Raw genomic sequence first — 21,826 nt, 5'->3', positions numbered from 1 at the left:
CCCATGATAGCGATGTGGTTAACTATTGGTCTACTATTTGACTTGTTCAATGGTTTGATATAGACACCTCTTGATACCTCTGCAGAGCCAAACTGCTGCAGACCTGCAATGCGGACGCACCGTCGCACCGCCTCTCCGAGCTCTTGCCCGGCACGAGCACGCGACGACGCGGCCCGCCACATCAACCGATCCATCGGCAGCAAGGAGAAAGAAGTGCACCTGCGTAGGAAAGGCGGGCGTCTTCTGGCGGCCGCAGCCGGCGTGGCGATCGCCGCGCTCGCACTGGCCGGATGCTCGTCATCGGGCTCATCCGGATCGTCCGACCGGTACATGAACATCTACACCGGCAATCCGGGCGCGATCACCCAGAACTTCAACCCGTTCTCGTCCAGCGTCTACTGGAGCCCGACGGGCACCGTGCTCGGCACGGTGTACGAGCCGCTGTTCTACTACAACACCGCGAAGAACGAGGCGCCGCAGCCGTGGCTCGCCAAGAGCTTCACGGTCTCCCCTGACGGCAAGACGTACGACGTCACACTGCGCAGCGGAGTGAAGTGGCAGGATGGCAAGCCCTTCAGCGCTTCAGACGTCGCGTTCACCTACAACCTCATCAAGTCCAACCCCGCGCTGAACACCTACGGCCTCAAACTGGCCGACGCGAAGGCGACGGACGACACGCACGTGCAGATCACGCTCACTCAGCCTGACTTCACGAACGAGTTCCCGCTGCTCGGCGAGACCTTCATCGTGCCTGAGCACCTCTGGAAGTCGGTCAAGGACCCGTCCAAGTACCTCAACACCAAGCCGATCGGCACGGGGGCCTTCAAGTTCGGCACCTACACGAACCAGTCGTGGACCGTGGTCAAGAACCCCGACTACTACGTCAAGGGACAGCCGGCCGTGCCCGGTCTGCGCTTCGTCGCCGAGAACGGCAACACCGGCGGCCTCAACGCGCTGAACTCAGGAGAGGTCGACTGGGCGGGCATCGCGCTGACCGACCTGCAGCAGTCGTTCCTCGACAAGAGCCCGTACAACAAGGCGACGGTCATCCCAGCCGACGTGAAGGTTCTGATGATGAACCTCACGAAGGCGCCGTTCAACGACCTGCAGTTCCGCAAGGGGCTCAGCCTCGCGATCGACCGCAACGCGATCATCAAGCAGGCCTTCGGTGGAACGGACACCCCCGCCAACCCGACCAGCCTGCTGCAGCCACGTGACAAGGCGTACGTGCCGCCGGCGTATGAGGGCAAGACGATGACCGACGACCTGAGCCAGGCCAAGAAGGTCCTCGCCGACGCCGGCTACAAGACCGACTCCTCCGGCCACCTGCTCGGCAAGGATGGCAAGCCGATCGCCTTCAACATCGCGACGGTCACCGGCTACACCGACACCATCACCGCCGACCAGCTTCTCGTCGAGGACTTCGCGAAGCTCGGAATCCAGGTCACCCCGCAGCAGATGTCGCTCGGTGCCTACTCGACGGCTCAGGCGAATGGCCAGTTCGACATGCTCGACGACAGGATCGCGACCGGACCAACCCCGTTCCAGCAGTTCAACTCCGCGTTGAACTACGACCTGAGCGCCCCGATCGGCAAGCCGGCTTCGGCGGACTTCGTGCGGTTCCACGACCCGGCGGTCCAGAAGATGCTGAGCGACGCGTCGTCGACCAACGACCCGGCCAAGCTCACGACGGCCTACCAGCAGCTCGGCACCTACTTCGCCGAGAACCAGCCGTACATCCTGCTGTCGCAGAACGGCGCCATCACGACGTACCGCAACCAGTACTTCACCGGCATGCCCACCGACAGCGACCTGTGGGCCAACCCGTCGAACTGGATCGCGCAGAACGTCGGCTGGATCGCCAAGCAGCTGAAGCCCCGCTCCTGACGAGTGCTCACGGTGGGCGACGTGCTGAGCGCGCCGCCCACCGTGGGTGTCCGTGCGACCTGAGGACCACGAGATGCGCTACTACCTGAGAAAGATCGTCTTCTACCTGCTCGCCCTGTGGATCGCGATCACCCTCAACTTCTTCCTTCCCCGCATGGTGAAGGGCAACCCGGTTCAGGTGATCATCGCCAAGACCCAGAGGCTCGCCCCGCTGCCGCCGTCCGCGCGGCACGCGCTCGAGCTGCAGTTCGGCCAGACGCACGATCCGATGATCGTGCAGTACCTGCATTACCTGCAGGAGATCTTCACCGGCAACTTCGGCCTCTCGATCACGTACTACCCGACCCCGGTCGTCGACGTGATCGGCCAGGCACTTCCGTGGACGCTGGGGCTCGTCGGACTGGCGACCATCATCAGCTACGTGATCGGCCTGTTCGTGGGGTCGTACATCGGCTGGCGCCGCGGCAGCTGGCTGGACTCCCTCGTGCCCACCTCGACGTTCCTCTCGGCGATCCCCTACTTCTGGCTCGCACTGATCCTGGTCTACATCTTCGGCGTCAACCTGCAGTGGTTCCCGGTCACCGGGGGCTACAGCAACACGATCACCCCGGGGTTCACTCCCGAGTTCATCGGCTCCGTCATCTACTACGGCGCCCTTCCGGCGTTCACGATCGTGCTGGCATCCGTCACGTCCCAGGTGCTCGCGACCCGCAACATGATGGTGTCGACGATGGCAGACGACTACGTCGTCACCGCGAGAGCGAAGGGACTGCGCCCGAGCCGCGTCTTCGGCTCCTACGCGATGCGCAACGCGCTTCTCCCCAGCGTGACCGGGTTCGCGATCTCGCTCGGCTTCATCGTGAACGGGTCGGTCGTCACCGAGAGCGTGTTCTCCTATCCGGGAGTCGGATTCACGCTCATCCAGGCCGTCGAGAACGACGACTATCCGCTGATGCAGGCGCTCTTCCTCATCATCACCGTCGCTGTGCTGGGGGCCAACTTCATCGCCGACGTGATCTACGGCGTGATCGATCCCCGCACCAGAATCGCCAGCTAGGAGACCACGATGAGCTTCTCGCAACAGGAACTCTCTACGCCAGAGGTGGCGCGCAACGAGGCGGACGACGAGGAACGGCGGCCTCGCTGGGACGTGCTCAGGAACGCGTCGTGGATGCTGTGGACGGGACTCGGCATCTGCGCCTTCTTCGTCATCCTCGCGTTCATCGCGCCGGTGATCGCGCCGAACCCCAACCAGACGAGCCCGATCGGGCTGCAGCCGCCGTCGCTCGCGCATCCGCTCGGCACCACCAACATCGGCCAGGACGTGCTCAGCCAGGTCATCGCCGGCACCACGGGATCGGTCGCGATCGGCTTCATCGCGGGTGCCATCACCGTGATCCTTTCCCTGCTCTTCGGCGTCGGCGGCGGGTTCCTCGGCGGCAAGTGGGACGAGGGTTCATCGCTGCTCAGCAACGTGTTCCTGGTCATCCCCGGTCTTCCGCTGCTCATCATCGTGACCGACTACGTGCAGTCCCGCAGCATCATCGTGATCGCCTTCGTGATCGCGATCGTCAGCTGGCCGGGCGCCGCGCGAGTGCTGAGAGCCCAGACGCTCTCGGTACGCTCCCGCGACTACGTCGACGCCGCGCGCGTCGCGAGCGAGTCGACCTGGCGCATCATGCTGCGCGAGATTCTGCCGAACCTGATGCCGATCATCGCCTCGCAGTTCGTGTTCGGTGCCCTCGGCGCCATCCTGGCCGAGGCTGGACTGTCGTTCCTCGGGCTCGGTGCCCCGGGCGGCAAGTCGTGGGGCAGCATCCTGTTCTTCGCCCAGAACGCCCAGGCGATCACCCTCGGCGCGTGGTGGTGGTTCGTGCCGCCCGGCCTCTGCATCGCGATACTCGGCGCCGCGCTCGGCCTGATCAACTTCAGCATCGACGAGCGCATCAACCCCCACCTCCGCACCCTCGCCGTTGCGAAGCGTGCGAAACGGGATGCCCGACGAAAGGCCGAACGATGACCGAGCCTCTGCTGAGCATCCGCGACCTGAGCGTCGAGTACCAGGCGAAGACGACGGTTCGCGCGGTGAAATCCGTCTCGCTGCACATCGACCCTGGCGAGATCTTCGGCCTCGCGGGAGAGAGCGGATGCGGCAAGTCGACGCTCGCGTACGCGATCACCCGGCTGTTGCAGCCGTCTGCGACGATCGCAGGCGGCTCGATCCTCTGGCGCAACGCCGACGGATCGGAGACCGACGTGCTCGGCCTCGACGGCGAGTCGCTTCGCGCCTTCAGGTGGAGCGAGATCTCGATGGTGTTCCAGGGCGCCATGAACGCCCTCAATCCGGTGCACACCGTGCGCTCGCAGATCGCCGACATCTTCGTCGACCACGGCGTGCGCCTGAGTCGCCGGGAGCGTACCGCCCGCGCCGCCGAGCTCTTGCGCACCGTCGGCATCGACGAACGACGCCTGAACAGCTACCCGCACGAGCTCTCCGGCGGCATGCGGCAGCGCGTCATGATCGCGATGGCGCTCGCACTGCGCCCGAGGCTCATCGTGATGGACGAGCCGACCACTGCCCTCGATGTCGTGGTGCAGCGCAACATCATCGAGGAGATCAACCGACTGCGTCGCGAGTTCGGATTCGCCGTGCTGTTCATCACACACGACCTCGGGCTGCTCCTCGAGATCAGCGACCGGGTCGGCGTCATGCTGGCAGGCGAGCTGGTCGAAGAGGGCGTGCCCGATCGGCTTCTCGCCGATCCGCAGCACGACTACACGCAGCACCTGCTCCGATCCTTCCCGAGTCTGCGCGGCGCCGCGCCCGTGACAGGAACCCGCTACGTCGCCCAGAAGGGAGCCGCGTCAGCATGACGACGCTCGAGGCCGTGAGGCTCAGCAAGGAATACACCGTCAGGGGCACGGGATTGCGATCCTCGCAGTTGCGCGCGGTCGACAACGTCTCGATCATCGTGAAGCCGGGCGAGACCGTCGCGCTCGTCGGTGAGAGCGGAAGCGGCAAGTCGACCATGGCGAAGATGCTGATCCGGCTGGTCGAACCCACCTCCGGCGGCATACTGCTCGACGGCGCGGCACCCGCCAAGGGAAAGGCCGCCACCAAGGCCTATCGGTCTCGCGTGCAGATGGTGTTCCAGGACCCGTTCTCGTCGCTCAACCCCGCCCTGCCGATCAGGCACCAGCTCTCGCGTCCCCTTCAGATCCACGGCGTCGTTCACACGAGTCGCGAACGCGAGCGCGAGCTCGTTCGGCTGATGGACACCGTGAACCTCGCGAGGGGCTTCCTCGACAAGTACCCGCACGAGCTCTCCGGCGGACAGCGTCAGCGTGTGGCCATCGCTCGAGCGCTCGCACCACGGCCGGAGGTGCTCATCGCCGACGAGCCGGTCTCGATGCTCGACGTCTCGATCCGTCTGGAGATCCTGCAGCTGCTCGACGACCTCAAACGGGATCGCAACCTGGCCGTGCTCTACATCACGCACGACCTGGCGACCGCCAGACACTTCTCCTCGCAGATCGTGGTGATGCGCACCGGACGGGTCGTCGAACGCGGCCTCAGCGACGACGTCATCATGAACCCGATCCACCCCTACACGCAGCTGCTGGTGCGGGCGGCGCCCGACCCCAAGTCGGCGCCGTTCGTCGTCGACCCCGACCGCTACCTGGCGCACGACGAGGTGACGGTCGACTCGACAGACCCCGACATCACGACCTGGCCGGCCGAACGGCACTGGGCGCGGTCGTGGCAGGACGACGAGTCTGTGTCGAGGCTGCTCGACGCCGTCGGGGTGTGACCCCTCGGCAGGGCGCGACCAGCCTGATCGGGCGTGACCGCTCGATGGAGAGTGGATGCCGTCAGTGCGTGGAGCGCGCGAAGTAGGTGCGCAGGCGGTACCTGTCGCCCGCATAGGTGATGGTGGAGACGAAGATGGGCCTGTCGATGGTGTTGACCACCATCTGGCGCATCACCAGAACGGGTGCGCCGAGGTCGATGTCGAGCTCGGCGGCCAGGGTGGCATCCGCACCCTTCGCCTCGATCGTCGCGTCGGCGCGCAACGGCTCGACGCCGGCTGCACCGAGCTGCTCGTAGAGGGAGTCGACGGCGAAGTCGGCATCGGCGACACCTGGCGCGACGCTCAGCGGAAGCCGCGTCACGTCGAGGGCGATCGGCACATCGTTCAGCCGGCGGATGCGCTCGAGGTGGAAGAGCGGCGTTCCCGGCGCGATCGAGAGCTCCTCCGCCTCGTCGAGGCTTGCGGGCTTGCTCTCTGCACGCAGCACCGTCGACGAGGGAACGAGGCCCATGCGGGTCGCCGTCTCGCTGAAGGATTCCAGGCTGTTCGGCCACTCCTTGTTCACCGGTGCCTGGGCGACGTACCAGCCCCGCCCGTGAGAAGCGCTCAGCACACCGTCATCCACGAGCTTGCCGAGCGCCTTGCGCAACGTGACCCGAGAGATGTTCAGCTGCCCGCAGAGCTCGCGTTCCGGTGGAAGCCGCATTCCCGGCTTGAGCACCCCGCTGTTGATCTCGTCGAGGATGAGGTTGACCGCCTGGATCCACAGCGGCTCCGGGTAGTCCGGCCTGATCGCGGGCGCCCTCTCGCCGGTGTCCGTCACAGCGAGAACCCCGTGTCTACCGATGACATGCCTCTTTCTTACCACCTGGACCATGGTTCACAGGGACATTCGCGCGCCGAGCCCAGCGATCCGGCGACGAGCCCTTCAGCCCGGCTCTGCCCCTTTTCTAGACGTCCGCGATCATTGCGTCGAATGCGGCATCCAACTCGGTGTCGACCCGGTGCGGGCCGGTCGCGTCGTAGTGCCGAAGGATCTGCCGAGCCCCCTCCGAGAACGACACTCGCGGCGCGAAGCCGGGCACCAGTTGCCGCAGCTTGGCCGTGTCGAACAGCATGGAGTGCCTGAAGTCGTGCTCGAGCACCTCGGCGAGTCCGGGCACGTGCCGCGCGATCGACTCGCTCGAGCGGTGGACGAGCGTCGGCCGGTGCACCCCGGCCGCGGCGGCGAGCGTGAGGTGGATCTGGTCCCAGGTGAGGATGTCGCCGCTCACGAGGTTGACGGTCTCGCCCACCGCGTGCTGGTTGCCGAGCAGCGGCAGGATGGCGCGGGCGAGGTCTGAGGAATGCATCAGCGTCCACAGCGAGGTGCCGTCACCGTGCACGACGACCGGACGGCCTGCGCGCATCCGCTCGATCGCTGTCGAGCCGGTGAGGATCGGCAGCGTGGTCTCGTCATAGGTGTGGAAGGGCCGCGCGATCGTGACCGGGAGCCCGCTGCGGTACGCGAGCTCCATCTCGTCCTCGCAGGCGATCTTGCCGCGCGGGTAGCCGAAGTCGTTCTGCCTGCGCGGCGACGACTCGGTGATCGGCAGCTGGGGAACCGGCCTTGCGTAGACGGAGCAGGTGCTGATGAGCACGTACTGGCCGACGCTGTCGATGAAGAGGTCGCGGTGGCCTGCCAGGTCGTGCGGCTCGAAGGCCACCCAGTTCACCACCGAGTCGTAGCTCTCGCCGCCGGTGGCGTCGCGTAGAGCGTCGACATCCCTCACATCGGCCCGGATGCGACGCACCCCCTCGGGCAGAGCGCGCTGTGGCTCGTTCCTGGTCACGATCGTGACGTCGTCGCCCTGTGCGACGGCCTCGCGCACGACGGCAGAGCCGATCATGCCTGCGCCGCCGAGGAACAGCAGTCGTGCGGTCATCGGGATGCCTCCACATTTCGTGAACCGGTCGACAGTCCATTGCCGACGAGGTGGTCATAGCTGCGCTCGAGCGCCTCGAACGTGTCGACGTTCAGGCGCTCCAACTCGACGATGTGCCATTCGAGTCCTGACGGCACGGTGAGGGCGTCGGTCCAGTCGACCGCGCCGTCGCCGATCGGCACCATCACGTCGTCGTCGTAGCTGATGGCCGGGCCGTCCTTGATGTGCACGAGACGAGCCCGCTCGCCGAGGTCGGTGAGGAGCGCGGCGACATCGGCGCCGCCCATGCGCGCCCAGTACACATCGATCTCGAGCACCACCCTCGGGTCGAGGGCGTCGAGCAGAACGTCATAGGCCGAGCGATCGCCGAACCGGTTCGCGAACTCGGCGAAGTGGTTGTGGTACGCGATGCGCATGCCGCGGGTCGCTGCGGCCTCGGCCGCTTCGTTGACCCGCTGAAGGCCCCGCAGGATGCCGTCGACGGAGTCGAACTCCTCGCGCTCCATGCTCCAGACCAGCGTCGTCGCACCGAGCTCGGCGTTCTGGTCGAGGATGGCTTCCGCCTGGGCTCCGGCCGGGAACGGGGTGTGCGCGCTGGTCAGCCGCAGTCCGGCCGCGTCGAGCGCGCGGCGCACCCGCGTCGGACCGTAGTGTTCGACGACGCCGTAGGTCTCGATGCCGAGATAGCCGAGGTCGGCGACCCTGGCGAGCGTGCCCTCGAGGTCATCCAACGCCTGGGCGAGCACGGTGTACGCCATCACCGCGATCGGGGCGCTCATGCGTCGGCCTTCGCGGTCCACCGCAGCGCCTGACGCACGAGGGTGCGGAACGACGGCTCGCCCCACGCGCGCATGTCGTGTCCGAGCGCGATGTATACGACTCGTCCTTCGCCGTGCTCCCGTGCGTAGACGACGGGGATGACCTCGCCATCCGCACGATGGCGCTGGGCGAGCACGGTGACGTCGTCATCGGCGAGCTCGAACTCGTAGTACTCGTCGAAGAGCTCGAAGTCGCTCAGACCTGCGGTCACCGCATGGTCGGCGACGATCTCGATGGTGTGTCTGCCCTCGTGGTGACCCGGCCCGTGCGAGAGATAGCGGTTGCCGAGCAGCTCGAACATCGCGCGATCGGCAGGGTCGAGGCCGTCGCCCTGCCAGCCGAGGATGTTGGCGCCGTGCACACCGACGAGTCCCTTGCCGTCACGCACCGCCGCGGCGAGCGCCTCCTGTTGCGAGGTGGCGAAGCCGCCGCCCGCCGTATAGAAGAGGTAGGTGTCCGCGCCGGACGTCTCGGGGCGGGGGTCGACGAACCTTGCCGTGCCCATTCCCTTGCGCGTGACCAGGCCGGCCTCGATGCCGAGCTGCTGGAACACTCCTGCAGCAGAGAGCAGGTCGTGGTGGATGTCATCGCCGTTCACGATGACGAGTGCGTGTCTGTTGTCGGTCATCTTCGTTCGTTGGGTTATGTGGCGCGGATCAGTGCGGACAACACCGTGGTGGGCGAGCACAGCGCCCGCCCACCACGGTGTCCGTCACTTCGAGGTGGGTGTGAGCTTCAGCGCGACAACCGGGTTGGGGTACGGCGCGAAGTAGGGGTTGGACGGCGTCGGGAAGCCGGTCACCTTTGCCGTGCTCCAGTCACCGTAGTTGCCCCAGTAGAACATCACGATCATCGGGAGCTGGTCGATCCAGATGCCCTCGAGCTGCGCCATGATCTTGGATCGTTCTGCGTCGGTCGTGGCCAGCGGATACTCGTTGAACAGCTTCTTCGCGGTCGGGTCGTTGAAACGCTCGATGTTCTCGAACGTCGGGGTCGACTGACCGATCGGGTAGTACTGGTTCGGGTCCATCATCGCCTGGTAGATGTTGAACGCACGAGGCGCAGGGCCGACCGGGTAGCCGATCGTCGACTGGAACGAGCCGTCAGCGGTGATCTTGTTGATGTCGTTGACGCTCGTGGTGTCGATGTCGAGCTTGATGCCGATGTCTTTGAGCTGCGACACCAGCACCTGGGCGCGGGCCGCGATGTCGGTGTACGAGGCGGGGAAGCTCACCGAGAACTCGACGCGCTTGCCATCCTTCTGGTAGTAGCCGTCACTGCCCTTGGAGTACCCGGCGTCGGTGAGCTGCTTCTCGGCAGCCGACTTGTCGTACTTGAAGTTCAGGTCCTTGTACTGCGGAGCGACCTCCGGCATGAACGCGGGCATCGGCAGGCCGGTCTGGTTCGTCGCGGGCGGCGAGTCCGTCGCTGCTCCGACCTGGCTGCGGTCGACGCCGAGGCTGATCGCGCGCCTGACGGCGATGTCGCTCAGCGGCCACTTCTCGAGGTTGGGGATGAGACCGTCCTGGCCGACCACTGGCGCCCAGTAGTGGTTGTCGGAGCTCTTCGACGTGTAGGTCTTCGTGGCGTCGGCGATGTACGTTCCACCCCAGTCCGCCTGACCCTGCACGAGGGCGTTGGTCTGACCCTGGTTGTCCTTGTAGGGGATGAACCGCAGTCCGCCGATCTTCGGCGGGGTCTGCCAGTAGTTCTTGTTGGCCTTCAGCACGAAGCTCTGCGGCGAGAAGGTGCTGAGCTCGAACGGGCCGGTGCCTACCGGGTTCTTGTCCGCATACTTGGTCGGGTCCTTGACCTTGCTCCAGATGTGCTGCGAGACGATGGCGGCCGAGACGATCGACGTGAAGTTGATCTCCGACGGCTGCTTGAAGGTCATGACGACCGTGTTCGCGTCGGGCGCCGTCACGGTGTCGAAGTCGATGCCGCCGACGTTCAGCGCCGGGAACTTCTTCAGCATGTTGTAGGTGAAGACCACGTCATCCGCGCTGAACGGCTTGCCGTCGGTCCACTTCACGCCCTTCTGAAGGTCGAGCGTGAGCTTCTTGTTCTCGTCGGACCACGTCCACGACTTGGCGAGCCACGGGATGTCGTCGCCGATCTTGACGTTGTTGATCTGCACGAGCGGCTCGTAGATGAAGCCGCCAGAGCCCTGTCCGGCGAACGTCGCGCCCTGCGCAGTGTTCGGAAGGTAGGGGTTGAAGGTCTGAGTCAGCGAGTCGGACTGACTCGCGACGTTGAGGATCAGGCCGTCACCTGAGTTGTTGCCGCCACTGGAACAGGCGGCGAGGCCCGCGATCATCGCGCCGGCTACGGCGACGCTGATCAGCTTCCGCGAACGCGGAATCCTCGTCTTGCGCATCTGTGTGCTCCTTTGTCATGTGTTGCGGAGAAGGTCGTTCGTCGACCGGTATTCGGTGGTGCGGATGGTGCTCAGGTGCTCAGAGTTCGTCGTCGGGCACGGGTCGTCCCGCCAGACGGATCTCTCCCCTGCCGTACAGGTCTGCGTTCTGCGCCCGACCTGCAGCGGCTTCGTCGTCGTCCGCATAGAGCCAGCACCTGGCCCATTGCCCGTCCTCAACGGCGAACCGCGGGGGCGCCGCGTCTGCGCAGCGCGCCATGGCGAACGGACAGCGCGGGTGGAACCGGCATCCGCTCGGCGGGTTGATGAGGCTCGGCGGCTGGCCGATGTCACGCACCCGGTTCTCGACGTCGCGGGACGGGTCGGGAGCCGAAGCGATCAACAGCTGCGTGTACGGATGAGCGGCGTTCTGCGTGACCTGCTCCGACGAGCCGTGCTCGACGAGCTGCCCCGCGTACATCACCGCAGTGTCCTCGGCGAAGTAGCGGGCCGAGGCGATGTCATGCGTCACGTAGAGCAGCGCGACCCCGCGCTCCTCCACCAGCTTGCGAAGGAGGTTGAGCACGCCGAGACGGATCGAGACGTCGAGGCTCGAGACCGGTTCGTCGGCGAGGAACACGTCGGGGTCTGCGGCGAGCGCCCTCGCGATCGAGATGCGCTGCAGCTGCCCGCCGGAGAGCTCGTGCGGATACTTCTGCGTGAACTGCGCGGCCGGGCGGAGGCTCACCTGTGCGAGCAGGTCTTCGATGATGGCCTTGCGTCGAGACGGCGATGCGCTCTTGTGATGGAGGCGCACGGCGCGCAGCAACGTGCTGGCGATCGTGGCGACGGGGTTGAAGGAGCCGAACGGGTCCTGCAGGATCAGCTGCACACGGCTCACGTGGTCCCTGAAGCGCTTGCCGCCCTTCGCGTTGACCACCTCGCCCCTGAAGACGATCTCGCCCTTGGTGAGCGGATGCAGCGCAGCGAGCAAGCGCGCGAAGGTGGACTTGCCCGAGCCGGACTCCCCCACCAGAGCGGTGATCCTTCCGGCGTACAGCACCAGCGAGACATCGTCGACCGCGTGCACGACGCTGCCGCTTCCCCGCCCGAACGGGTTCGCCCTGGTGACGAACTCCTTCGTGACGTGCCTGGCCTCCAGCACCGCGCTGCCTGCCTCGGCCCTGTCGCGTGTTGCGGTCGTCTCAGCCGTGGTCATCGTGCCTCCTCGGCAAGCCGGTCGTCTTCTTCTGCGAGCAGGTCGTCGTAGGGCATCCCGCCCTCTGCGCTTCGGTTCTGTACGGTCAGGTCGAGGATCGGGCGGCCTGTTGATCCGTCGATCGGGCGGTCCGGCGCTGTGCCGTCGCCCTCGTAGAGCAGGCACGCGGCCTCCGCCTGGCGCCACTCGGCCTGGCCGGCCAGAGCGAACAGGGGTGGCACGACGGCCGTGCATCGATCGAACGCGAGTGGACAGCGCGGGTTGAACGCGCATCCGCTCGGCGGGTTCCGCAGGTCGGGAGGCGAGCCGGGAATGCCGGCCAGCTCGCGCTTCGGCCCGGAGAGCGTCGGAAACGACCCGAGCAGCCCCCTGCTGTACGGATGCCGCGGGTTGCGGTAGAACTCGTCGGCATCGGCCAGCTCGACGATGCGGCCCGCGTACATCACGGCGATGGTGTCCGACATCTCGATGAGCAGCGACAGGTCGTGCGTGATGAAGATGACGGAGAAGCCGAGGCGGTCCTTGAGCTCGATGATCTTCTCGATGATCTGGCGTTGGATGACCACGTCGAGTGCGGTCGTCGGCTCATCCATCACGATGATCTCGGGATCGAGCGCCAGGCCGATGGCGATCATGGCGCGCTGGCGCATGCCTCCGGAGAGCTCGTGCGGATAGGCGTTGACCCTGTCCTTCTGGATGCCGACGAGGTCGAGCAGCTCGAGCACTCGCGCCGCCCGCTCGCTCGACGACATCGACGGACGGTGGGCCCTGATCACGTCGTCGATCTGCTTGCCGATGCGAAGGATAGGGTTCAGCGCGTGCATCGCCGACTGGAAGACGATGGCGAGCTCTTCCCAGCGGAAGCGTCGCAACTCATCGTCGCCCATCTTCAGGATGTCGACCGTCGAGCCGTCGCCGCGCTGGTAGATCATCTCGCCTGCGCTGATCTGCGCGGGCGGCTTGTGAAGTCGCGTGATGGCGTGAGCGAGGGTCGACTTGCCCGAACCGGACTCGCCCGCGATGCCGAGCACCTCCCCGCGGCGCAGGGTGAGCGAGACGTCGTTGACCGCCTTGGTGGTCGATCCGTCGCCGAGGTAGTCGACCTCGAGGCCGTTGATCTGCAGAATGACGTCGCTGGTGCGTCCGCCAGGGAAGGATGCCCGCTCGGCACGCCTGCTGCGGCGCGGCGCCTTCACCCTCGAGGCCTTGATCTGAGCACGCTGGGCCTTCTTGGTGCCGATGTTCACCTGCCGAAGCCGCGGGTTGATGAACTCGTCGATTCCGAAGTTCACGAGCGACAGGCCGGTGCCGAGCAGAGCGATCGCCGCGCCGGCCGGCACGAACCACCACCACGCTCCGGTGAGCATCGCGCTGGAGACCTGCGCCCAGTAGAGGATCGTGCCCCACGACCATTCGGTCACGTTCGTCAGACCGAGGAACGCCAGGCTGGCCTGAGTCAGGATCGCGCCCGTCACGGTGCCGAGGAACGCGGCGGCGATGACGGCGATCTGGTTCGGGAAGATGTCGCGGAAGATGATGCTCGTCGTGCCCTCGCCCGTCGCGCGGGCGGCCTCGACGAAGTCGCGTTTGCGCAACGACAGAGTCTGAGCTCTCAGCACTCTGGCGCCCCATGCCCACCCGGTGATCGAGATCACCAGGATGATGCCGAACGACCCGGTCTTCGGAAGGTATGCGGCCAGGATCACCGTGAGCGGCAGCGCCGGGATGACCAGGAAGACGTTCGCGATCAGGGAGAGGATCTCGTCCGAGAGTCCGCCCAGGTAACCGGCAGCGAGGCCGACGATGACGGAGAGCACTGTTGCGAAGACGGCCGCCAGCACGCCGACGAGCATCGACACCTGGGTGCCGTAGAGCATCTGGGAGAAGATGTCCTGCCCGGTCTGCGTCGTACCCAGCCAATGCTCCGCGCTCGGCGGCTGAAGCGTCGCCTTGCTCACGGCGGACGGGTCGTACGGCGCGATCCACGGGCCGATGATCGCCAGGATGCAGAAGATCGCGACGATGACGACCCCGGCCAGCGTCCACGGCCTGCGGAACGCCCGCACCCATGCGAACCTCGACGAGCCGGCGGTGTCCGTTGTGTCGACGACTTCTTGTGCGACTTCTGCGGAGATGTCCGTCACGGTCATCCCTCCCTGGTTCGTGGGTCGAGGAACACGTACGCGACATCGGCGAGCATGTTCGCCACGAGCACGGTCAAGGTGATGACGAGGAAGACGCCCTGCATGAGCGGGTAGTCCTGCGCTTGGGCGGCTTTGAACAGCACGGTGCCCATGCCCGGGTAGTTGAAGACCACCTCGGTGACGATGGAGCCGCCGACGACGAATCCGAGCGACATCGCGAAGCTCGAGAACGACGGCAGCATGGCGTTGCGGGCGGCGTAGGTGAACATCACCCTGCGCTTCGACAGGCCCTTCGCCTCGGCGAGCTTCACGTAGTCCTCGCTGAGGGTCGTGACCATCATGTTGCGCATGCCGATCAGCCATCCGCCGATCGATGCGACCACGATCGTCAGCGCGGGCAATATCGCGTAGTACACCGACGACGAGATGAATCCCCAGTTGAGGCCTATCGTCTCGGTCACGCTGTAGCCGCCCGACAGCGGGAACCAGTGCAGCACGATCGCGAACAGCAGCACGACGCAGATCGCGAACCAGAAGTACGGGATCGACGACAGCAGGGTGGTCGCCGGGATGAGCGAGTCGAGCCAGCTGCCTCGCCGCCAGCCGACGATCATGCCGAGGCCGGTGCCGATCACGAAGCCGAGCACGGTGCAGACGGTGATCAGCGACAGCGTCCAGCCGATGCTCTCGCTGAGCACGTCGGAGACCGGGGTCGGATAGTAGGCGTACGAGATGCCGAAGTTGCCGGTGAACAGGTTGTGCCAGTAGTTCAGGTACTGCTGCCACAGGCTCGCGTCGCTCTGGCCGAACAGCACCTTCAGCGCCTGAACGGCGGTCGGTGAGAGCTTGCCGTGGAACTTGGCGATCAGGGCGTCGGCCGGGTCGCCAGGCATGATGCGCGGCAGCAGGAAGTTGAGGCTGATCGCCGCCCAGGCGGTGACCAGATAGAAGAAGCCTCTTCGGAGCAGAACCCTCATGTGTCGCTCAGTCCTCGTTCCCTGTGCCGTGCGGCAGGTCTGCCGCCCCGTCCGCGGCCGCCCAGTCGGTCGCCACCCAGTGCGGAGCGGCCCAATCCGGAGCGACCCAGCCGACGGCCGCGCCGACCATCGAGCGCACCGCCGGCTCGCCCCACGCCGCCATGTCGTGGCCGAACTGCACCCAGCAGACGCGGCCACGGCCGACGCGGTTCGTGGTCAGCAGCGGCTCGGGCCCGTATGGGGCATCCCGCCAGACGGCGACCCGAACACCGGGCAGCAGCTCGGTGCGGTAGTGCTCGTGCGCGACGACCGCCCCGTCGACCCCGGCGAGGTCAGGTGCGAGCGGATTCCCGTGCTCGACGCGCAGCACGATGTCGCCTTCGTGCGGGAGGGGGCCGTGCGACCGGAAGACCACACCGGCGAGCCGGTCGTAGTCGTCTCCCTGCGCCAGCACGGAGGAGTGGATCGAGACGAGCCCTCCGCCAGACTCGACGGCCGAGCGCAGAGCGTCGAGCTGCGCGCCGGTGACCGGAGCGCCGGCCGTGTACAGCACGACGAGCTCGCCGGGGCGCACCTCCTGAAGGGCGGCCGTTCCGATACGCACGCGAGCGACGAAGCCGAGCGAGGCGAGCAGGTCTTGCAGCTCGCAGCTCGCGGTGAACAGATCCTCGTAGACGTCGTCGCCCGCGATCACCACGAGCGCGCGGCGTCCCGCGCGGGCGACGTCGGCTCTGGCGACCTCGTCATGGACGACGGTCGATGGGGTTGGGGGCATTGGTGTGAGTTCCGGTGGTGGGCGAACGGGGTCAGTAGGTGGAGGCGGTCTCGCCGACGGGGTGCCAGTAGCCGTTCTCGATGCCCTCGGGAATCGTGACGGCGGCACGATTCAGCGGCAGGATGACCCGCGCTCGCGCCGCGCTGCTCTGGTAGGTGGCGAAGATGAGCTCTGCGCCCGCAGCGCCGAAGCGTGCTGCGCAGGCGGGCTCGTGGGCGGAGTCGAGAGAGTCGATCAGGTCCTCGATCGCGTCGGAGGTCGCCGCGAAGATCGCGGGGTCGATGCCGTGATCCCAGGTGCTGGTGTTGCGATCGGTCGGTGAGTCGAAGCGCTCGGCCGGCGCGTCGAAGCGCCGCACGTCGCATCCGTCACCGGTCACGATGATGCGCCCGAGCGAGCCTTCGACGATGATGCCGAGCGACACCTCCGGGTGCAGCACGGGCGATCCGGCATCGCGGCCGGTCGTGACGGTGGCGTGCACGCCGTCTGCCCAGGACACGGAGGTGAGGGATGCCGATTCCATCAGTGCCCCGTACACATAGCGGTTCACGCTGACGTCCACCTGGCCGAGCACGTCTACCGGAGCGACGTCGTCCCGATAGAACAACAGCAGGTCGACGATGTGACTGCCCCAGTCGAGCAGGTTGGGGCAGTGCGCCTCGAAGGAAAGGATCTCGCCGATCGCGCCTGAGCGGATCGCGTCACGCGCGTAGACCTGCACGGGGTCGAAGCGTCGCTGCAGGTTGAAGGTGAGCTGCACGCCTGAGCGGTGGGCCGCCTCGACGAGCTCGAGCACGTCGGCGTAGGAGAGCGCGATGGGCTTCTCGCAGTGCACGGCCTTTGCACCGGAGGCGATGGCAGCGAGCACGGCCGGCTTGTGCAGGGCAGGAGGGGTGCAGACCGAGACGATCTCCGGGCGCTCCTCCTCGAGCATCCGCTCGAAGTCCGAATAGGTGCGCGGGATGCCGAGCTCGGCCGCAAGCACCTCGCGAGACGACTCGACAGGGTCCGCGACGGCGACGAGGTCGGCGAAGCGGGAGTACGCCGTAGCGTGCACGCGAGCCTGACCGCCCGCTGCGATGACCGCTGCGGTGTGTCTCCCCATCGGTTTCTCCTTCGAAAGTGCCTATCCCAAAGCTATACCACTTTGAGCCAGCGTAAGACGAAAGAGCCAACCAGGCAAGCGCGGTCGTACGATTTGTCACGCGCCAACCCAGGTCACAGGGGATGCATACCCTCGTCGAGGCGACAATCGCCGCACCCGGCAGAACATTCCACATATGACCACTGCCGACCACTCGGTACACTGACAGCCGTCGTATGCCGCCGTGAAAGGACCGCACCATGAAGATCAGCAGGCTCGTCGCCCCCCGTACCTCGCAGATCGTCGAGCTCGCGACCCCGCAGCCGGCCCCCGGCGAGGTGCTTCTCGAGGTGGTCGCGAGCGGCGTGTGCACGTCCGACCTCGACGTCTGGCGTCGCGGACCTGGCGACGGCAGGCCGACGGAGCTCGGGCACGAGGTCGCGGGCCGGGTCGCCGCCGTCGGCTCGTCGGGTTCGCGCTGGCGCGTCGGTGATCTCGTGACCGGGCTCGGCGGACCCGGTTTCGCCACCCACCTGATCACAGACGAGCGCGTGTTGCTCCCTGTGCCGGACGGCGTCCCCGCCGAGCACGCCATCGGTGAGCCGATCGCGACGCTCGAAGAGGCGATCGCCCGTTGCAATCCCGTGCCCGGCATGCGCATCGCTGTCGTGGGGCTCGGCTTCATGGGCCTGGGGCTGGTGCAGCTCGCACTCACGCGTGCGCCACTCGAGGTCATCGGGGTCGACCCGAGCCCGGCGGCACGGGAGCGCGCGCTCGCGCTCGGATGTGCCGTGACGCTTCATCCCGACGAGGTCGCCGGCTACCTGGACGCCGGCGACGACCGACGCGCCGACCTCGTGATCGAGGCGACCGGAGTCACGCCCGGCCTCGAGACCGCCTCGCCGCTGGTGAAGCCGTTCGGCACGCTCTGCATCGTCGGCTATCACTACGCAGGCACGGCCAAGCTCGACATGGAGCTCTGGTACAAGGGCGCGACGGTCGTCAACGGCTTCTGCCCTGACCGCGGTCGCGTCATGCGGGCGATGGGCGACGCACTCGACCTCGTCGCGCAGCGGCGGTTCAGCTACGCGCCCCTCGTCACTCACCGCTTCGGGCTCGACGAGGTCGACGCGGCGTACGAGCTGATGGATGCCCGAGACGCGTCCTTCGTGAAGGGCGTCCTCCTCCCGTAGCCCTCCAGGGGAGCACGCCGAAGGCGCACCCCTCCGCTGGTTGAGGAGCACGCCGAAGGCGCGCGTCTCGAAACCCGATCGCCGCTGCAGGGTTTCGAGACGCGTCGCTTCGCGATGCTCCTCAACCCACGGGGAGACGCGTCGCTTCGCGATGCTCCTCAACCCACGGGCGAGACGCGTCGCTTCGCGATGCTCCTCAACCCACGGTTGCCGGCAACGCCTTCGCCGCCTCCCAGACCCACATGTCCAAATTGGTGCTTAACCATTTAAGACCAAAGGTGTACATTCGCGGGTAAGCGTTTTCCGGGCATCCGTTCGCCCGCACGCATCGGAGTCAGTGTCATCGCGATCGAAGGAGATTGTCGTGTCCACACCATCGGCACCACCCGCACCGGCGCAGCTCAAACGCGCGCTCGGCACCCCGTCGCTGCTCCTCTTCGGACTGGCGTACATGCTGCCGCTCGCGGTGTTCACCACGTACGGCCTGGTCACGCAGGTCACCGGCGGACACCTCGCGGGAGCGTACTTCGTCACGACCATCGCGATGCTGTTCACGGCGTACAGCTACGCGAACATGGTGCGTGCCTACCCGGCGGCGGGCTCCGCGTACACCTACACGCAGAAGGCGTTCGGATCGCATCTCGGGTTCCTCACCGGATGGGCCCTGCTGCTCGACTACCTGGTGCTGCCGCTGCTGAACTACCTGATCATCGGGCTCTACCTGAACCAGGCGTTCCCCGCCGTGCCCGCGTGGGTGTTCATCGTGCTGTCGGTGGTGCTCGTGACGCTGCTCAATGTGATCGGCATCACCCTGGTCTCCAGCGCGAACATCGCCCTCGTCGGCGTGCAGCTGGTGTTCATCGCGGTCTTCGTCGTGACCGGCATCGCATATGCGAGCGGTCAGTCATCCCCGCCGAACCTGCTCGAGCCGTTCTTCGGCGCCAACTCGACGGTCGGCAACATCATGGCCGGGTCGGCCTACCTCGCGCTCGCCTTCCTGGGCTTCGACGCCATCTCCACCCTCTCGGAGGAGGCGAAGAACGCGAGGCGCTCGATCCCGCGGGCGATCGTGTTGTGCACGCTGATCGGTGGATTCATCTTCATCCTGGTCTCGTACATCGCCGGGATCGTCTACCCGGACTACGCGCACTTCCACAATGCAGACACCGCCTCGCTCGAGGTGATGACCCGCATCGGAGGCGCCGCGCTCTACGCGTTCTTCACGGCCGCCTACATCGCGGGCAGCTTCGCCTCTGTGCTCACGTCGCAGGCGAGCGTTTCGCGCATCCTGTACGCGATGGGTCGCGACGGCCAGCTTCCGCGGCGGGTGTTCGCCGCTGTGCATCCGCGGTTCAAGACGCCGTGGCTGGGCATCATCATCGTCGGGATCGTCGGGTTGCTCGGCGCGCTGTTCCTCAGCCTCGACTTCGTGGCATCCATCATCAACTTCGGTGCGCTCGTGGCCTTCAGCTTCGTGAACCTCTCGGTGATCAAGCACTTCATGATCGACCGGCGGGAGCGCGGGACGGCGGCGGTGCTGAAGTACGTGGTGGCGCCCGCCATCGGGTTCGCCATGACGGCCTGGCTGTGGACGAGTCTCTCCACGACCGCGCTGATCACCGGCATCGTCTGGGTGGTGATCGGCGTGGTCATCCTGCTCATGATCACACGGGGATTCCGCCGCAAGCCGCCCGTCATGGACTTCAGCGAGGACGACCCGGCGCCCCTCCACGAGGCGCGGACACCGGAGCCCACCGCGTAGGGTTCACCCCCGGAACCGGTGCCGGATTTCGGAGATCTGCCCCGACACGCGGGCATCCGGCCCCAACACGTCGGGCGGTGCGGCGAATCTCCGAAATCCAGCACCACCTGGGACTCCCCGGGCGAGTTCTAGGGGGAGACGCAGACCGCGAGGAGGAACCAGGCGCTGTGCGGGATCCACTGCTCCGCCCAGCGCCACTCCTCGCCGTCATCCGCCTCCTCGGGCAGGAACGCGATGCCGCTCTCGTCGAACGGATGCGACGTGATGCCGTTCACGATCGCCCCTGGGCTGTTCTGGTACTCGCCCAGGTACTCCACGTTGCCGCGCCCCCGGCCCTGCAGCATGCAGGAGTCGAACGGGTTGAGGCCGCCGACCCAGGCGAGGCAGTCCGCCGCGAGCATCCCGAGCCTGACGCGCAGGTCGTCGCCGCACTCCGGCAGCTCAGCGACGAGGGATGACGCAACGGCCACCGACCCGAGATTGGCGTTCTCCCCCTGCCACCAGTACCCGGTCTCGTTGTCATGCGGAAAGAAGAACGCCTCTCGCGGCGCCTCGGCGTGCTCATCCTGCACGAGCTGGCGCGGATAGCCGAACGGATTTGGCACCGCATCGGTGCGCGCGACGTACGCCGCCATGATGTCGACGGCGAGCGCGCGGGCCTCAGTCGCGAAGGGGTCGTCGGGCAGCACCGCCGCGAAGCGCGCGAGGGCGATCGCGGGCAGACCGGACTCCGCAGCGTGGAAGTAGGGCCGGCCGAGACGATCGCCGATGAGGTGGCCATGGCCGTCATCCGTCGTCCATCGGTTCCGCAGGTTCTGCACCCGGCGTCGGGCTGCCTCGACGAAGCGCTCGTCGCTGTCGGCGGCAGCCAGCTCGGCGGCCGCGAGAAGGGCGCAGTAGTCGTCGATGACCGACTCCGCACCGTCGAACAGGTATTCCTCGTTGTGCTGCTCGAGGTGGTCGAAGGCGCGGCGGGCGGCATCCAGATAGGCCTCCGCAGGATGCTCACCTCGGTCATCCAGGGTCGACGCCCTCGCCAACGCAGCGATCGCCAGGCCACCGCCGTGCCGGTACGCCGCCTGCCACCGCTGCGTTCGCACGCTGTCCTGCAGGGGTGCCGTGATCACGCGCTCGTCGAGATCCTTGGTGAGCGCATCGAAGATCGCGGTGTAGAAATAGCCGTCCGGTGACCGGAACCGCATCAGGAAGTCCGCTCCGAACAGGCCCTCGTCTCGCAGCCGAGCACGCTGGGACGTGACGAACCCTGGATGCTTCCGGGCGAGCTCGTCGTGCGCCGCCATCATCGCCCACGCGCAGAGCGGGATCTGCTGCGGACTCATCATGCGGGTGTACGTCAGGTGGCTGAGGAACTTGCTGTAGTCGCCCGACGCATCGAGCCAGCCGCCCCTGGCATCCACTTCGGCTCCACTGTCGTCGCCGTAGAAGCGGGCGTGCGCGTCCTTGCGGTCGATCTCACCGGATGACCGTGCAGCACGGAACGCGGCCGTGATGTCGGAGACGGCGAGTCGCGGCAGCCGGTCATCGCCCACCACGACCTCGGCGGCCAGAGTCGACGCACCGAGCTCGACCTCGAGCAGATGGATGCCCGACTCGGCGACCAGCGACAGGTCGATCCGCCGGTATTCGACCGGCCCCCAGCCGTGCACCGTCTCTGCCGGCTCCACCGCGACGGCCACCGTCCTGCCGTCGACTCGCACATGCGCGCCGGTCACCACAGTGCCGGGCGGTGCGGCCAGGATCGCGGACTTCGGAGCCGCTGCGCCGTACCCGAGGTGGTTGACCAGGAGCGTCGGCTCGCTGCCGACCGACTTCACGAAGGACTCAGTCCACTATAAGACCACATGGAACCGAA

18 protein-coding genes are annotated in these 21,826 nt (G+C 66.6%); 7 read left to right on the top strand and 11 right to left on the bottom strand.

Annotation, left to right across the window (positions count from 1 at the left end):
* Nucleotides 1-213 precede the first annotated feature (213 nt).
* The 5 genes from ACYVDN_RS16740 to ACYVDN_RS16720 all read left to right on the top strand — a co-directional run bounded on the left by ACYVDN_RS16740 (nt 214) and on the right by ACYVDN_RS16720 (nt 5,699).
* On the top strand, nt 214-1,887 hold the full coding sequence (locus ACYVDN_RS16740) for an ABC transporter substrate-binding protein (protein ID WP_460573431.1): 1,674 nt from the start codon (nt 214-216) through the stop codon (nt 1,885-1,887).
* A 73-nt stretch (nt 1,888-1,960) separates the two neighbouring features.
* Entirely contained in the window at nt 1,961-2,944 is a 984-nt protein-coding gene (locus ACYVDN_RS16735) for an ABC transporter permease (protein ID WP_460573429.1), read from the top strand.
* 9 nt (nt 2,945-2,953) lie between these two features.
* Nucleotides 2,954-3,907: an ABC transporter permease gene (locus ACYVDN_RS16730; protein ID WP_460573427.1), complete on the top strand. Its 954-nt coding sequence runs from the start codon at nt 2,954-2,956 to the stop codon at nt 3,905-3,907.
* Entirely contained in the window at nt 3,904-4,761 is an 858-nt protein-coding gene (locus ACYVDN_RS16725; RefSeq protein ID WP_460573425.1) for an ABC transporter ATP-binding protein, read from the top strand. The genes ACYVDN_RS16730 and ACYVDN_RS16725 overlap by 4 nt, the downstream gene beginning before the upstream one ends.
* Entirely contained in the window at nt 4,758-5,699 is a 942-nt protein-coding gene (locus tag ACYVDN_RS16720) for an ABC transporter ATP-binding protein (protein ID WP_460573423.1), read from the top strand. Before ACYVDN_RS16725 ends, ACYVDN_RS16720 begins: the two co-directional genes overlap by 4 nt.
* Before the next feature lie 61 nt (nt 5,700-5,760).
* On the opposite strand, the gene ACYVDN_RS16715 is transcribed toward ACYVDN_RS16720, so the two are convergent.
* From ACYVDN_RS16715 to ACYVDN_RS16670, 10 genes are all read right to left on the bottom strand, one after another.
* Nucleotides 5,761-6,522 carry a GntR family transcriptional regulator gene (locus ACYVDN_RS16715; RefSeq protein WP_460573421.1) on the bottom strand — a complete coding sequence of 254 codons (762 nt, stop codon included), beginning with the start codon at nt 6,520-6,522 and terminating at the stop codon, nt 5,761-5,763.
* A 127-nt stretch (nt 6,523-6,649) separates the two neighbouring features.
* Complete coding sequence (locus tag ACYVDN_RS16710; RefSeq protein ID WP_460573419.1) at nt 6,650-7,624, bottom strand: Rossmann-fold NAD(P)-binding domain-containing protein; 975 nt, start codon at nt 7,622-7,624, stop codon at nt 6,650-6,652.
* Complete coding sequence (locus tag ACYVDN_RS16705) at nt 7,621-8,403, bottom strand: sugar phosphate isomerase/epimerase family protein (RefSeq protein WP_460573417.1); 783 nt, start codon at nt 8,401-8,403, stop codon at nt 7,621-7,623. The genes ACYVDN_RS16710 and ACYVDN_RS16705 overlap by 4 nt, the downstream gene beginning before the upstream one ends.
* On the bottom strand, nt 8,400-9,071 hold the full coding sequence (locus ACYVDN_RS16700) for a ThuA domain-containing protein (protein ID WP_460573415.1): 672 nt from the start codon (nt 9,069-9,071) through the stop codon (nt 8,400-8,402). The genes ACYVDN_RS16705 and ACYVDN_RS16700 overlap by 4 nt, the downstream gene beginning before the upstream one ends.
* Nucleotides 9,072-9,155: 84 nt before the next feature.
* Nucleotides 9,156-10,820 carry an ABC transporter substrate-binding protein gene (locus ACYVDN_RS16695; protein ID WP_460573413.1) on the bottom strand — a complete coding sequence of 555 codons (1,665 nt, stop codon included), beginning with the start codon at nt 10,818-10,820 and terminating at the stop codon, nt 9,156-9,158.
* 79 nt (nt 10,821-10,899) lie between these two features.
* Entirely contained in the window at nt 10,900-12,018 is a 1,119-nt protein-coding gene (locus ACYVDN_RS16690; protein WP_460573411.1) for an ABC transporter ATP-binding protein, read from the bottom strand.
* A complete protein-coding gene (locus ACYVDN_RS16685) occupies nt 12,015-14,168 on the bottom strand; it encodes a dipeptide/oligopeptide/nickel ABC transporter permease/ATP-binding protein (RefSeq protein WP_460573409.1) in 2,154 nt (717 codons plus the stop codon). The genes ACYVDN_RS16690 and ACYVDN_RS16685 overlap by 4 nt, the downstream gene beginning before the upstream one ends.
* Entirely contained in the window at nt 14,165-15,139 is a 975-nt protein-coding gene (locus tag ACYVDN_RS16680) for an ABC transporter permease (protein WP_460573407.1), read from the bottom strand. Before ACYVDN_RS16680 ends, ACYVDN_RS16685 begins: the two co-directional genes overlap by 4 nt.
* Before the next feature lie 7 nt (nt 15,140-15,146).
* Complete coding sequence (locus tag ACYVDN_RS16675; protein WP_460573405.1) at nt 15,147-15,914, bottom strand: ThuA domain-containing protein; 768 nt, start codon at nt 15,912-15,914, stop codon at nt 15,147-15,149.
* 31 nt (nt 15,915-15,945) lie between these two features.
* Complete coding sequence (locus ACYVDN_RS16670; protein ID WP_460573403.1) at nt 15,946-17,019, bottom strand: Gfo/Idh/MocA family protein; 1,074 nt, start codon at nt 17,017-17,019, stop codon at nt 15,946-15,948.
* A gap of 239 nt (nt 17,020-17,258) precedes the next feature.
* Here ACYVDN_RS16670 and ACYVDN_RS16665 point away from each other — a divergent pair, with 239 nt between their 5' ends.
* Both ACYVDN_RS16665 and ACYVDN_RS16660 read left to right on the top strand, forming a co-directional pair.
* Nucleotides 17,259-18,191: a zinc-dependent alcohol dehydrogenase gene (locus tag ACYVDN_RS16665; RefSeq protein ID WP_460573401.1), complete on the top strand. Its 933-nt coding sequence runs from the start codon at nt 17,259-17,261 to the stop codon at nt 18,189-18,191.
* Between the two features lie 364 nt (nt 18,192-18,555).
* Nucleotides 18,556-19,953, top strand: coding sequence for an APC family permease (locus ACYVDN_RS16660; protein WP_460573399.1), 1,398 nt, complete (start codon nt 18,556-18,558; stop codon nt 19,951-19,953).
* A gap of 128 nt (nt 19,954-20,081) precedes the next feature.
* Here ACYVDN_RS16660 and ACYVDN_RS16655 read toward each other — a convergent pair whose 3' ends face one another.
* Nucleotides 20,082-21,788: a glycoside hydrolase family 9 protein gene (locus ACYVDN_RS16655; protein WP_460573397.1), complete on the bottom strand. Its 1,707-nt coding sequence runs from the start codon at nt 21,786-21,788 to the stop codon at nt 20,082-20,084.
* Nucleotides 21,789-21,826 lie beyond the last annotated feature (38 nt).

The sequence above is a fragment of the Humibacter soli genome (genome assembly GCF_054779035.1).
Note: the sequence above shows the minus strand (reverse complement) of the source record. Positions and strands in the feature narration are given on the sequence as shown.